At 63.3% G+C, this 14,538-nt stretch carries 10 protein-coding genes; 4 read left to right on the top strand and 6 right to left on the bottom strand.

Going from position 1 to position 14,538, the window contains the following annotated elements:
* Positions 1 to 6 precede the first annotated feature (6 nt).
* Together SB786_RS20655 and SB786_RS20650 are read left to right on the top strand one after the other, a co-directional pair.
* Positions 7 to 801 (top strand): OmpA family protein, encoded by a 795-nt coding sequence (locus tag SB786_RS20655; protein WP_410729090.1) that lies wholly within the window; start codon positions 7 to 9, stop codon positions 799 to 801.
* Positions 802 to 898: 97 nt separating this feature from the next.
* Positions 899 to 1,717, top strand: a complete 819-nt coding sequence (locus SB786_RS20650; protein WP_410729089.1) for an NYN domain-containing protein — start codon at positions 899 to 901, stop codon at positions 1,715 to 1,717.
* A gap of 70 nt (positions 1,718 to 1,787) precedes the next feature.
* Here the strand turns inward: SB786_RS20650 and SB786_RS20645 are convergent, their stop codons facing one another.
* Positions 1,788 to 3,989, bottom strand: coding sequence for an ATP-binding protein (locus tag SB786_RS20645; RefSeq protein ID WP_410729088.1), 2,202 nt, complete (start codon positions 3,987 to 3,989; stop codon positions 1,788 to 1,790).
* Positions 3,990 to 4,597: 608 nt separating this feature from the next.
* Between SB786_RS20645 and SB786_RS20640 the strand changes: the two genes are divergently transcribed.
* Complete coding sequence (locus SB786_RS20640) at positions 4,598 to 5,398, top strand: EAL domain-containing protein (RefSeq protein WP_410729087.1); 801 nt, start codon at positions 4,598 to 4,600, stop codon at positions 5,396 to 5,398.
* A gap of 253 nt (positions 5,399 to 5,651) precedes the next feature.
* On the opposite strand, the gene SB786_RS20635 is transcribed toward SB786_RS20640, so the two are convergent.
* The 5 genes from SB786_RS20635 to SB786_RS20615 all read right to left on the bottom strand — a co-directional run bounded on the left by SB786_RS20635 (position 5,652) and on the right by SB786_RS20615 (position 13,169).
* On the bottom strand, positions 5,652 to 6,644 hold the full coding sequence (locus SB786_RS20635) for a beta-ketoacyl-ACP synthase III (protein WP_410729086.1): 993 nt from the start codon (positions 6,642 to 6,644) through the stop codon (positions 5,652 to 5,654).
* 69 nt (positions 6,645 to 6,713) lie between these two features.
* Positions 6,714 to 7,043, bottom strand: coding sequence for an acyl carrier protein (locus tag SB786_RS20630; protein WP_410729085.1), 330 nt, complete (start codon positions 7,041 to 7,043; stop codon positions 6,714 to 6,716).
* 86 nt (positions 7,044 to 7,129) lie between these two features.
* Positions 7,130 to 11,026, bottom strand: coding sequence for a type I polyketide synthase (locus SB786_RS20625; RefSeq protein ID WP_410729161.1), 3,897 nt, complete (start codon positions 11,024 to 11,026; stop codon positions 7,130 to 7,132).
* Positions 11,027 to 11,058: 32 nt separating this feature from the next.
* Positions 11,059 to 12,336, bottom strand: coding sequence for a crotonyl-CoA carboxylase/reductase (gene ccrA / locus SB786_RS20620; RefSeq protein ID WP_410729084.1), 1,278 nt, complete (start codon positions 12,334 to 12,336; stop codon positions 11,059 to 11,061).
* 74 nt (positions 12,337 to 12,410) lie between these two features.
* Positions 12,411 to 13,169 (bottom strand): SDR family NAD(P)-dependent oxidoreductase, encoded by a 759-nt coding sequence (locus SB786_RS20615; protein WP_410729083.1) that lies wholly within the window; start codon positions 13,167 to 13,169, stop codon positions 12,411 to 12,413.
* Positions 13,170 to 13,422: 253 nt separating this feature from the next.
* Between SB786_RS20615 and SB786_RS20610 the strand changes: the two genes are divergently transcribed.
* A complete protein-coding gene (locus SB786_RS20610; RefSeq protein ID WP_410729082.1) occupies positions 13,423 to 14,487 on the top strand; it encodes a carboxymuconolactone decarboxylase family protein in 1,065 nt (354 codons plus the stop codon).
* The last annotated feature ends 51 nt before the right edge of the window (positions 14,488 to 14,538 follow it).

Raw genomic sequence — 14,538 nt, 5'->3', positions numbered from 1 at the left:
TAGATCATGAAAATCCAATGGGCACTTGCGCTGTCTATCAGCCTGCTTTCCGTTGCAACCCTCGAAGGCTGCGCCGTCAGCGGTCCGCCCAAATTCCCGGATCCGCAGTCGGCCAGCCCGAAGGGCGGCACGTTCGTGAACGTGGACAATCTTCGTAACGTCGCGCCTGGTCTGAACAAGGATCAGATGTACGACCTGCTCGGGCCGCCGCATTTCAACGAGTGGTTCGTCGGCAGCCATGTGTGGAACTATCTGTTCGACTTCCGTCGCGGCAACGAGGTCGTCAGCTGCCAGTATCAGGTGCGCTACGACCAGCACATGAAGGTCACCGATACCTACTGGCGCGAACCCGCATGCGCCGACTTCGTACGCGCGTCGTCGGCCGCGCCGGTGGCCGCGGCCGAGCCGCCGGTGTCGACGCTCGAGCAATTCACGCTCCAGAGCGACGCGCTGTTCGCATTCGGAAAATCGAGCCTCGATTCGATGCTGCCGGCCGGCAAGGCGCAGCTCGACGACGCCATCGAGCGGATCAAGCGGCATAAGGGGATCACGCGCATCGTCGTCGTCGGACACACGGATCGTCTCGGCCCGGGCACGGTGAACGAACCATTGTCGCGAGCGCGTGCGCAAACCGTGCGCGGTTATCTGATCTCGCACGGGCTGAACAGCAGCATCATCGACGCGGAAGGCGTGGGATCGAGTCAGCCGGTCACGCATTGTCCGGCGGGTCAAAGCCGCGCCGTGATCGCATGCCTGCAGCCCGATCGCCGGGTGTCGATCAGCGTAAGCGGCCGCAACTGAAACGCGGCGAGCCGGTCGCGCCACGCACGCTTCGCCCGCGTGGCGTGCATGGCGCGACCGGCCGAGCCGACGGGTGGAACGGATAGCGCACCTCCGGATGACGATGATGAGACGGGTCGGGGTTTATGTGGACGGAAGCAGCATGGACGCGAACGGCGGCCATCTGATGCGGTACGAGGTATTGCGCGCGCTCGCCGGTCGTGCCGGGGCCACGATCCAGCGGCTGCATGCGTATCTGAGCTTCGACGAACGCCGCGCGGCGCGCTCGCCCGACTACGATGCACGCATCAAGGGCTACCAGGCGGCGCTGCGCGACAAGGGATTTCGCGTCACGATCAAGCCGCTCAGGCACTACGCGGACGAAGACGGAACGGAAACCGTCAAGTCCAATTCGGATCTCGGGATGGCGATCGATGCGCTGTCGGAATCGGACCGCCTGGACACCATCCTGATCGCGACCAGCGACGGAGATTTCGTCGAAGTCGTCCGCGCCCTGCAGAAAAAAGGATGTCGGGTCGAACTCCTGGGTTTCGATAACGTCCCCCTCGAGCTGCGGGAAGCGGCCGATCAGTTCATCAGCGGCTATCTCGTCCCCGGCCTTCTGCCGGTTCGAGATTCGGCCCCCGGCCTGCCCGCATGGGGTCAAGTGGGCTCGCGCGTGCGTGGCGTGTGCAACCGGTTCGAGCCGGACGACGGGTATGGCTTCATCGCGTTCTGGCCTTCACTGCCCGATACACCGCTGCTCGCGGCTGCCGAGACCAGCCCGGCCTATTTCCGCAGCAGCAGTGTTCAGGATCCCTCGATACTCCATCGTTTGCCGTCGAGAAACACGGTGCTCGAATTCGAACTGGCAACGCCGGCGAAGCAGAACGGTGCACCGGAAGCGCGCCGGATTCAGGTCGTTTCCGGCGCGTAGCGCGGGCCCCGCTCGGCGAGCCGCGTGACATCGTCATCCGAGCGGCGAAGCGCGGATGTCGGCGCCGAGGTCAGTTTCCCAGCGCCGCGTCGTGATCATGCCTCGACAGGAACATGAAGAAGGTCGTCCCTTCTCCGAGCTTCGATCGCACCTGCAGCTTGCCGCCGAGCGAATCCACGACGGTCTTGACGAATGCCAGACCGAGGCCGTGCCCGGACAACGGCGAGGCCCCGTCCAGCTGCGTGAATTCCCGAAACAGCTTTTCCTGGTCTCGCTCCGATATGCCCGTCCCGTAATCGGTCACGGCGATCTTCACATGCCGTTCCGTGGCGGACAGCTCCACGTCGACCGTCGAGGCTTCGCGGCCGAACTTGATCGCATTGCCGATCAGATTGACGAACGCCCGCCGCAGCAGCTGCACGTCGGCGATCGTGCTCAGCCCCGGCTCCGCCATCAGGTTGACGATCGTGGATTTCGCACTCGCCTGCGGCAGCAGATCGTCGACCGCATCGCCCAACACCAGCGCAGGATCCACTGCGGCGAGCTTCGGCGGCAAGCTTTCGGCCTTGGCGAGAAACAGAAAATCGTCGGACAGGTTGAGCGCCCGCGTCGCGTACTGCGAAATCAGCTCGGCAAACCGTTGCGGGGTATACCGCGACGGATCGCGCTTTATCTGCGAAGCGAGCGCAAGGATCGACGCCTGCGGAGACCGCATGTCGTGCGACAGGAAACGCAGGACCATGTCGCGCTGCCGCTCGGCGAGCCGTACGGACGACACGTCCGCCACATGGAAGACCAGCGCACGCTCGCCGAAGGCGGACGGCCGGATCGGCGCGCACTTGATCAGCAGCGAGAGGCCGCCGCGCGCATTGGCAATCTCGACGCCCTGGTCGAGCTGCGATTTCGTCTGCGCCGACACATCGTCGCCGTGCGGCGAGTGATTGAGCCATGTCAGCGCCTGTGCGGCGAATTCATTGGCCCGATGTGACGCCGTGATCTGAAACAGTACATCGGAGACCGAGCGCCCGGCCGGCGAATGCCGCGACCCCGGATTCCCATCGGGCTCCCCGCACAACGCCGCAACCCGCTCGTTCGCCAGCAGAACGACTCCCGATGCCGACGCAATCAGTGTCGCTTCCGGCAGGCTGTCGACCCATGCGTCGATCAGCGCGCGATACCTGCGAACCTGCGCGTCCAGTGCGCCCGCCCTGCTCAGTTCTCGCCAGACCGGGTCCATGCAATGCGGAACGACGGCGGGCTCCGCGTGCAGCGAAGGCTCGATCGTCAATCGATCCGCCAGCCGAACGATGAAGCGCAACAGCGCTTCCAGACGTCGCCACGACCACAGCACACAGGCGAGCACGCAGATAAGCATGCCTGTGGTGGGCGGCAGAATGCGGTCGCCAAACCGAAACAGCGCGAACGCGCCCGCCGCGATCGCGGTCGTCAGGCCGATCGACGCGACCACGCCCGCGCGCGGACTCAGCCGATAGAGAAGCGCGCAAATCGCGCACACAACCAGTTCGTTGAACAGCAGTTCGACCGCGAAACCGGTCTCGCGCGGGAGCGCGGCCGTCGCGGGCGCCGCGATTTCATCGCCAGCCGCGAAAACGTTCGCGAGCGTCGGCACGCCGCCCGAAGACGACACCGACGACCCGCCGGCAGCTTCGATCGACGACCGAATCAGGACGGACCGACCGCTCAGGTTGCTCGGCGGCACGCGTCCGTCCAGGACGTTGATATACGAATAGAGCACATAGGGGCGAGGACATTGAAACGACGCAGCCTCCACACAGCCCTTTGCGCGAGTATTGATGCCTGCCTCGGGCAGCGGAGGCGCCATGCGTCCGTTGTCTCGGCCGATGGTCTCGCCAACGGCCTTGTTGGCCGCACGGCCGCGCGTTGCCTCACGCAAGCTCGTCAGGTCGATACCGATCGCGGCGACGCCGCTGCCGGCGAGCCGGTCCATCATCCGCTCGCGCGTTTCGCGACTGAACGGCCAGCCGCCCAGATGCTCGATCGTACGATCGTCGACGACGATGACGATCAGCGATTTGCCCGCACTGCCATGGGCAGATTGCGACGCAAGATCGAAAAAGGCGCGGTCGACGCGATGCAACAGATGGGTCGTCGTCAACACCAGACACACGAGCATCAGTGTGAATGTCATGCACACCCACTCTCCGGCAAGATCGAAGCGGGGATCGTCTGCCAAGTTCTCGCGCTTGTCACGCGCGCGGCACAATCTCGATAAAAAAATTCGTCCAACCATGTCAATTCGATGATGTTTCACGATATCGCACTAAACGACACTCGAAATGACGCCATCAAATTCCGAGATCTTCCCCGACGAATTATCAATACTTTATGAAACATCCATTCTAATAAATTGCAATTTCGTACAGCCACGTATTCACGACACTTCGCCCCCAAAACCCCTTTATCGGCAGATTTAGAACCGACAAAACTCACATATAAATCAATAAATAATTACAATGATTATACACCATTTAAATTAAAAATTGAAGTCGTATATTGCATTTAAAATTCGCATTGAAGATATCCGCACGATTCAATCATTCAACCCATCCTGCACGTCACAGCACGCCCCTGCATTCATCACCTATTTTCATCTCAAAAAATACAGATCACATGCTCGCCTCAACGTTGAAACGTTTTCATTCCCTGCAATGCAAGGCAACTATCGAACCCATACCCGGCTCGAAATCCGGCGACATACGCCACCCATCAAACATTCAGGATGACAAAACAAATTTACATTTGTTTGTTTTTCGAAGTTGAAAATTCAGGATCCCGTCCATAGAATCGAGTGATCCAAAAAAAGCAGCAGCCCTCCCGATCCGGCATTCCGGAATATTCATGAAAGCTACCTTATTGACGAACCATCCACTCGACGACGCCGAACGGGGGCTTCACGAGGATGAGTTCTTTTTCCTGCTCCAACCCAAGTTCGCGTTGCAGGAATTCCGCCTTTGCGGCTTCGAATACCTGATCCGCTGGCGACATCCGCAGCGCGGCGTCCTGGGGCCAGCCTCGTTCATCAGCGTGGTCGAGGATTCGTTCCTGGCCGGCCGCTTCACGGATCTGCTCACCCACCGGGCGACGCGCATGCTCGCGCGGTGGATGGCGCCCGGATATGACGCGTTGTCGCTGTCCATCAACTTGTCCTCGCTGGAATTGGGGCATGCGGACTTTCCTGGTCAACTGTCCGCGCTTCTCGAATCGCTCGACCTCGATCCGAACCGATTCCAGATCGAATTGACCGATGTCGTTCCGCCCGCCGAGCTCGATTGGCTGGTGGAAGCCATTCATGCGGTGCAGGCTGTCGGCGTGCGGGTTGCGCTCGACGACTTCGGCGCCGGCTTCAACTCGCTGACGCTGCTGCAACAATTGCCGGTGGACATCGTCAAGTTCGATCGGTCGTTGATCCGCGATGTGGTGCAGAACAGCGAATCCATGCGCGTCGTCGAAACGCTGGTGCAGCTTGCAAAAGGTCATGGCAAGCAGATCGTGATGACGGGCATCGAGACCGCGGAACAGTTCGAATGGGCGCGCGCGTTGCCCGGCGTCGAAGGTCAGGGCTTCTACCTCGGCGAGCCGCTTTGCGAGGCGGATGTCGAAGCTTTCGTCGCGGACAGCCAGTGCAGAACGCATCCGTAGACGGTCATCGAGCCGAGGTATCCGCTTCGCCTGTTCAGCCGCGTGTTGCGGCATGGCGCGCAGGTTCCGGCCACCCGGTGTGCCGGGCTCGATGCCGGCCACCAAACAGCGCGCCTTCCTGAAGTGAATCTGCCATGTGCACTCCGTTCGGGCCTTTGTCTGGTGAACCGCTGCATACGGAATGCGGCCAGCATAGAACAGCGCCTCCAGTGCGCAAAGTGAACATTTGTCACTTTCCCGTACGTTCGGCGCCCTACCAGCGGATCAATGCCGATCCCCACGTAAAGCCCGACCCCATCGCCGGCATCAGAACGAGGTCGTTCTCCTTGATGCGTCCATCGGACACCGCCTCACTGAGCGCGAGCGGAATCGACGCCGCCGACGTGTTGCCGTGTTTGCCGACGGTGAGCACGACCTTCTCCATCGGCAGGTTCAACTTCACGCCGAGCGTCTGCACGATGCGCTGGTTCGCCTGATGCGGCACGACCCAGTCGAGATCGTCCTGGGTCAGGCCGTGTGCCGCGAGCGCTTCCTGCGAAGCCTCGGCGAGATTGACCACGGCATGCAGGAATACATCGCGCCCTTCCAGATGCATCTTGCCGGCGCTTTGCGTCGACGAGACGCCGCCGTCCGTATGAATCTTGTCGTGATGCCGGCCGTCGGAATGCAGGTGCGTGGAGAGCACACCGCGCGGCTTGTCGCCGTCGGTTCGCTCACCGCGCAGCACCACCGCTCCGGCGCCGTCGCCGAACAGCACGCAGGTATTTCGATCCTGCCAGTCCACGATGCGCGACATCGTTTCCGCGCCGATCACGATCGCGGTGCGGGCCTGACCCAGCCGGATCATGTTGTCCGCGACCGAAAGCGCGAATACGAAGCCCGAGCAAACGGCCTGCACGTCGAACGCCACACCGCCCTGCATGCCGATTGCCTCCTGGACGCGCACGGCGGTTGCGGGCATCGTGCGATCGGGCGTGCAGGTGGCGAGCACGATTAGATCGACATCGGCTCCGCTGATGCCGGCTTGCTTCAGCGCGGCGGTGGCCGCGCCGATCGCGAGATCGGACGTGTGCTCGCCGTCCGCCGCGATACGGCGCTCCTTGATGCCGGTGCGCTGCGTGATCCATTCGTCCGTGGTATCGACCATGCGCGCGATGTCATGATTCGTCACACGCCGCTCGGGCAGTGCCGAGCCGCAGCCGACGACGCGCGAGGTCCAGTTCCCCGCGCCGGTGATTTCCGCCATCTTCCGTACTCCGGTGAAGATCGATGAGGCGCGCCGGCGGCCAACAGGGGCTGAACCGGCGCACGCGAGTTACCAGTTTCCTGCGCTTGCCCCTTCGCCCGTTTCCGTATCCGCGGCTGTGTCCGTCGGCGTGAGCGACACGAGATGCTCCGCCAACGCGATGAACGTCGGGTAATCGTAGAGCACCGTATCGTCGATCTTGATCTTGAGCCGCTCTTCGAGAAAAAACGCGAGTTCCACGGAATGCATGGAATCGAAGCCGGCATCGGCGAAAGTCTGCTCGAGATCGGTCGGCACCTGCAGATTGCTCGCCTCGGCCCATTCCTGGATCCAGCCGAGAATGGTCTGGGCGGTCACCGCGGACCCGTTCAACGTTGCGGCTTGAAGTTGTTCGCTCATGGCATTGATTTCCTGAAGTCGGTTTGATGAAGAAAGGCACGGCACGAAGCGCCGTGCGTTGTACGGCTGAATCGAAACACGCCAGCCTATGCGGGCGTCACCTGCGCAAGCGGTTCGAACCCGGCACGCGTGGCGTCCGGACTGCCGCCGAGGAAAGCCGCGACGCGGCGCGCGGAGGGTTGACGCACGATGGAGTTGTGATCGTCGTCGAACACGCTCACCGCGATGCTGGCGCACGTGAGCCGCCGCAGATACTGCGTCACCTGCGTGCCGGACATGCCGCCCGCGTTGCGATTGGCGAGCGCGTAGTCGATCCGCGCGCGAACCTGTTGCGGCTGGTGACGCGCGAGCGCCACCGCACTTGCGGCGTGCAGCCGCGAGATGTGGGCGAACGTGGCGGGATGCGCGCGGCGCCGCACGTCGGCCAGGTTGAAGTCGTGATCGAGCTTCGCGTCGAAGCGTGGGTCGGTGAGCCACGCTTCGACGACCTGCGTGGCGTCCTCCGCGACGAAATCGCTGGCAAGCTCGCGCAGCCGCGTTGCGAATTCACCTTCATGGAGCGGACTGTCGACGATCACCAGCGGCGGCGCGATCATGCCCTCCGCTTCCCACTGCGCCGCCATTTCATGCGCAACGATTCCGCCGAACGACCAGCCGCCGAGCACATCGGGCAGCGTGCCATGTGCTGCAAGCAACGCCGCGCGATAGCGCGACGCCAATTGCGCGATCGACAGATACGTCGGCGGTCGGTCCTGGTCCGCGTAAGGATGGCGAATCGCGACAACGGTTGGATCGCCCGGCCAGCCATTGGCCAGATCCTGATAACAGAGCACGTTGCCGCCAACCGGATGCACCAGTGCGACGAGCGGCCCCGCGCCATTGCGCAGCGTGACGATCAGCCCGTGGTCGCCCGGTGCATCGGCGGCTTGCTGCGTGTCGCTCGATTCGGTTTCCTGAATCGGTGTAGTGCCGGGCGATGCGCCGAACCACCGAGCCAGCGTCGCCAGCGACGCACCGCGTGCAAGCATGGAGATCGGCGGCATTTTGCCGAAGTGCTGATGCAGGCGCACGCGCAATTCCGTCAACGCCAACGAATCGAGGCCCTGACTGACGAGTGAAAGATCGTCGACCAGCGTGACGCTATCGGGCGTGACTGCCGCCGCGATGGTGCGTAGTGTCGCGAGCACCTGTTCAACGGCAGCGTGGGCGGTGGCGCTCGCGGTCTCGGTGCCGATGTCCGCCACGTGCGGAACCTGTTGCCGCGGCACCTCGCCCGACGCGATGTCGCGCCGATGCTGCGTGCTGCCATGCCCGGAAGCAGCAAGCACATGGCCCGGGAACGGCAATTCGAAGCGATCGCGATCGAACGGATAGCCAGGCGCTTCGGCGGGCCGCGGCGCGTTGCCGTACAGCTTGCGCCACGCGATTTTCTGCCCGATGCCGTAGAGGCGTGCGCATGCATGCGCGAAGCCGGTCGACTCCGTTTCTTCATCGCCCTCCGGCCCATCGGCAAGCGATGACACCGCACATTGCCAGTCGCCGCCCGCGGCCGCCCGCGCGAGCTTCGACAGCGCCGCGCCGGGCCCCACTTCGACGAAGATCGTCTTGCCGTCGGACGCCGCGAGCAACGCTTCATGAAAGCGCACCGGCTGCTCCACGAGATCCAGCCAATGCTCGACACTCGCGATCGCCTCCGTCGCGAACGCGCCCGTGAGTGTGGAGACGATCGGGATCGCGGGCGCCGCCAGCGTCAGCGGTTCGAGCGCCTGCCGGAACGCTTCGCGCATCGAACGCAGCATCGGCGAATGACCCGGCGTGCCGTAGGTCTTGAGCAACGACACGCGCTTGCCGGCCGCGACCATCGCGTCCTGGACCAGCGTGATCGCCGCCTGCGTGCCGCTCACGACGGTTTGCTCCGGCCCGTTGATGCCTGCCACGAACAAATCCGTGCCGAACGCGAAGCGTGCGGCGAGTTCATCCACGCTCGCGGCGACCGCGAGCATCGCGCCCGCCGGCGTCGCCGTGTCGAAAAGGTGGCCGCGCGCGTCGACGGCCTTCAACCCCTCGGCGAGCGACATCACGCCGCCGATCACGGCGGCCACATGCTCACCCAACGAATGTCCGATCAGCAGATCGGGCTGCACGCCGAGATCCATCCACGTACGCGCGAGCGCATAGCACACGACGAAATGTGCGAGTTGCCCGGGATGATGGCGCACCGCGTCGGCGGTCCGGCCGACGATCGCATCGAGCACGTCGCGTGCCGTATCGGCGTCGAGCTGGCCCAGGCACGCATCCGCGTGTTTGCGGAACAGGCCGTTTTCCTCGTAGAGATTGCGCCCGACACCGGGCTGCCATGCCCCTTGACCGGGTACGAGAAACGCGAGACGCGGCTTGCGCGGGTGCTCGCCGGCATGCCATTGTCCCGTCGGGTCGTCGGCCAGAAAGGCATCGAGCGCGGCAACGAAATCCGCTTGCGTCGTTCCGACCAGCGCGACGCGATGATCGAAGTGATCGCGCCGCACGCTGGCCGTGTGGCACGCATCGCGCATCGGCGCGTGGGTGTCAGCGAGCCACGCGCGCCATGCGGACGCGGCACGCCGGCGCGCTTGCGGCGAGCGTCCCGACAGCGTCAGCACGCGTTCGCGAGCGACCTGCGCGGCGGTATCCGGCACCGCGTCCGGCTCGGCAAGAATCATATGGACGTTGGTGCCAGTGATGCCGAAGCCACTCACGCCGACGAGCGCATTGCCCTCGCCCAGCGGCATGCCGTCGCGCGGAATCTCGAGTTGCGCGCCTTCCCAGTGAAAGCGCGGATTCGGCGTCGCGAAATTCACCTGTGCGGGTACGTGGCGATGACGCAGAATCAGCATCGCCTTGATGAAACCCGCCATGCCCGCGGCGCCCTCCAGATGTCCCAGTTGGGACTTCACGGAGCCGACGAGAATCGGCTTGTCGCGCGTGACGGCGCGCGCATACACGTTGCGCAGCGCGGAGAGCTCGATCGGATCGCCGAGTGCCGTGCCCGTGCCATGCGCTTCCACGTAGGCGACCGCTTCCGGGCGAACGCCCGCCCGTGCCATCGCGCGACGAATCACGGCTTCCTGCGCCGCGCCGTTGGGCGCGGTGAGGCCGTTGCTCGCGCCGTCGCTGTTGACGGCGGAACCGACCAGCACCGCGTCGATACGATCGCCGTGCGCGCGTGCGTCGCCCAGCCGCTTCATGACGAGCGCGCCGCCGCCTTCGCCGCGAATGTAGCCGTCGGCATTCGCATCGAACGGCCGGCACTGCCCGGACACGGACATCGCCTGAAGTCGCGCGACGCCGATCGTTTCCTCCGGCCCCAGGATCAGGTTCACGCCGCCGGCGATCGCCACGTCGCACTCGCCGGCCTGCAGGCTCTGTGCGGCAAGATGGATCGCGACGAGCGACGACGAGCAGGTCGTGTCGACGAAGATCGCCGGCCCGCTCAAGCCGAGGATGTGCGCCACGCGCCCGGGCGCCATCGCGCGCAGGTTGCCGAGCTTCGAATATGTGGTGATTTTTCCGGGATCGCCGGACCACACGGTACGCCGGCCATAATCGGCTTCGCCGGTCGTCATGAAGACGCCGACGTTCTTGCCGCGCAATTGACCCGGCGCAAACCCCGCGTTCTCGAGCGCTTCCCAGGCCAGTTCCAGCATCCAGCGCTGTTGCGGATCCATCTCGATCGCTTCGGCCGCCGACGTGCGGAACAGCCCGCGGTCGAAGCAGAACGGATCGTCGACGTAGCCGGCCACGCGTGAATAGGTGGTGCCGGGTTCAGCGGGATCAGGCGAGTAGAACGCGTCGATATCGAACCGCTCGCGCGGGGTTTCCCGAATCGCCGTACGCCCGGAATTCAGAAGCGCCCAATAGCTCGACGCACAGGACGCGCCACCCGGAAAGCGGCACGACATGCCGATGATGGCGATCCGTTCCGCGTGTTTAGTTGACCTGTCCATACCGTTCTCGCTACAAGAAGAATGCTTCATGGCTAGTGGCGACGCGCCGCGTCGAGATCGACGCGACTGCTGGCCTGCACCAGCACGGCCATGTTGCCCGGCAGGTGCTGATTCGCGCGAATCTTCGCGTGCGCGTCCGGCAGGCGGTTCCAGGGAAACACTTCCGACAGGCACGGATCGATCTTGCCGCTCATCACGAGCCGGTTCGCCTGCGCGGCTTCCTTGAGACTCGCGAAGTGGCTGCCCTGGATACGCTTTTGCCGCATCCAGACGTAGCGCGCATCGCAGGTCAGGTCGTAGCCGCTCGTCGCGGCGCAGAAGACGACCATGCCGCCGCGCTTCACGACGTAGCAGGACGGCGCGAAGGTATTTCGGCCCGGATGTTCGAATACCATGTCGACATCGCGCCTTTCGCCGAGTGCGTCCCAGATCGACTTTCCGAACTTCTTCACGGCGTCGACATAGGCCGCGTATTCGTCCGTTGCATCGACGGGCGGCGGCGCGCCCCAGCATGAAAAATGCGAGCGGTTGATCACGCCCACCGCGCCAAGGCGCTTGACGAATTCAGCCTTCGAATCGTCGGAGATCACGGCGACCGGACGCGCGCCGGCCAGCGCCGCAAGCTGAATCGCCATCGTTCCCAAGCCGCCCGCCGCCCCCCATACGAGCACCGATTGTCCCGGCGAAAGCACATGTGGCTTGTGGCCGAACAGCATCCGATACGCGGTGGCGAGCGTGAGCGTGTAGCAGGCGCTTGCGGCCCACGTGAGGTGCTTCGGGCGCGGCATCAGCTGCGTGGACTGTACGCGTGCGAATTGTGCGAACGAACCGTGGGATGTTTCGTAGCCCCAGATGCGCTGTGATGGAGACAGCATCGGATCGCCGCCGTTGCATTCCTCGTCGTCGCCATCGACCTGCGAGCAATGCGCGACGACCTCGTCGCCCACCTTCCATTTCTTCACGTTCGCGCCGACGGCCCATACGATGCCGGCCGCGTCCGAGCCCGTGATGTGATAGGGATCGTCATGCAGGTCGAGCACGGAAAACGGCTGGCCGAGGGCAGCCCACACGCCGTTGTAGTTGACGCCGGCAGCCATGACGAGAATCAGCACGTCGTTCGGGCCGAGCGTCGGCACATCGACGATTTCCTTCGTGAATGCGTGCTGCGGCTCTCCGTGGTTCTCCCGGCGAATCGTCCACGCATGCATCCTTCTCGGCACGAGGCCCAACGGAATGGAACAACCGATCTCGAACAGTTCCGGTTGCTCACTCGTCGTTTTCTCCACCACTTCCATCAGTTCGGAATCCATATTTATACCCGTACGAAATCTGATTGCTCAAACGTAGCGCTCGCGCTACGACATGCGTGAAGACGACGTGCGCGTCAAGCCGCGGTCATGCCGCCGTCGACGGAAAGCGCGGTGCCTGTCATGAACGACGACGCATCGCTCGCGAGGAACACGACGGCCTGCGCGATCTCCTCTTCGGTACCCAGGCGGCCGATCGGATGAAAGCTCTTGATCTGGTCGGTCATATGGGTTTCGTCGAGGAATTTTTCGACCATCGCCGTTGCGACGAATGCCGGGCAAATCGCATTGACGCGAATTTTCTGCTTCGCGTATTCGAGCGCGGCCGCTTTCGTCAATCCGAGAATGCCTGCCTTCGAAGCGTGATACGCGCAGCCTCCGAATGCCGACGCCACCAGGCCATAGGTCGATGACATATTGATGATCGATCCACCACCGGTTTTCAGCATTTCCGGAATTTCATATTTCATCGCAAGGAACACCCCTTTCAGATTGATGTCCACGACGAAATCCCAGGTCGCCTCGTCGGTATCGGCCACGGCGTTGCCGAACGCTTCAACGCCCGCGTTATTGAAAGCGATATCCAGCCTGCCGAATTGCTTTACGGCCTGCGCGACCGAATTTGCGCAATCCTCGGCCCTGGAAACATCGGCTTTCACAAAAACGGCGTCGCCATCGGCGCTACGAATTTCCTCGACGACGGCCAGGCCTTCGTCGATACGGCGCGATGCAATCGCGACGCGGGCGCCTTTCCGTGCAAACAACAGCGCCGTGGTTCGGCCGATGCCCGAACTCCCTCCCGTGACGAGGGCCACCTTGTCTTGAAGCTTCAGCACTGCGCTCTCCCGGTTACGTTGATATGACCGATCCGCTGACGCCATCGAACGATTCATTCGGCACGGGTGAAAACGTTCGCCTTCTCGTATTGGACTGGATTCTAAACGTCAAAAAACGTCCATCCATGACAGTTCATAAAAGTTCAGAATTACTTCCCGGGCGGACGAATATCATCGGAACCATCGACATTTTCGGCATTAGCCAAGCTGGTGCACCATGCACGCAAAAACGATATCCAGGCATGAACTTGGCATGTCCGTCATTCACGCAATCGGCAGCCAGGGCTTCACGGACCTCAGCGCTGCCCTCGATTCGCTCGACCCCGAATTCAAGCGGTTGCTGATCGAGGGCGCTTATGCGGATATCATCGCGCGGCCCAATCTGTCGCTGAAGCATCGCGAACTCGTGACCGTCGCGGTCCTGACCACGATGGGCAATGCCGATTCCACGCTCAAGTACCATGCAGCCGGCATGTTGAACACGGGCTGGGCGCCGGGCGCCGTGCTCGCCACGGTCCTGCAGACGCTCGAGTACGCGGGGGTGCCGGTGGCAATGGCCGGCGTGCGACACGTCGTGACGGTGCTGCGCGAGCGTGGCATCGATATCGGTCATGCCGCGAATCCGTTCGAACCGTTCGAACCCTACGAATCGGCGATCGCAGGCACGCGTGAGCTGCAGCAACGATATCTCGAAGCACTGACACCGAAGGAGCGCGAACTCGCAACGCTTGCGATCGTCATCGCGCTCGAAAATCAGCACGCGGCCGTACGGCAGCACTTGAATGCTTGCCTGCATGTCGGCTGGACGCGCCGCGAACTGACCGAAGTACTGATTCAGCTCACCGGCTATATCGGCTGGCCACTCGTGCTCCCCGTATCGCGCATCGCGCTCGACGTATTCGGTGCCGCGGAGCAGGCGAACGGATCCGCGACACAAGCCACGCCGGATCGTGATCGCGGTGCGCGCGCAGCGCCGGTGTGCGCCGCCGACATTTCGCCCGAATTCGCTCGGCACCTCGGTGAGCCAGGTGCGTCGACCTCGAGCGTCGGTTCGGTCGAACTCGCGAAGGCGCGGCACCTGACGGCCATCGCCTGTCTGACCTGCCTCGCTCGAAATGCGGATACCGAAGCGCTCGTCATGCATATACGCGACGCGCGCTTGCTGGGTGCGTCGCGGCACGAGATCGTCGACGCAATCACCGGCGCACTGCCCTACGCGGGCGTGCTCGCCACGCAATCCGCACTGGCGGAGGCAAACCGGTTGTTCGCATCGACAGATTTGCACGCTGCTTCAAGGCAGGAGAACGCCGCGGCATGACAGATGACGGCGCGCGATGCCCGTCAACGCCACGCAGTACGAACGACACAG

This window comes from Burkholderia sp. SIMBA_062, from assembly GCF_046534765.1.
Lineage (GTDB): Bacteria > Pseudomonadota > Gammaproteobacteria > Burkholderiales > Burkholderiaceae > Burkholderia > Burkholderia ambifaria.
The sequence above is the reverse complement of the archived record's forward strand: the minus strand, read 5'-3'. Positions and strand labels throughout refer to the sequence as shown.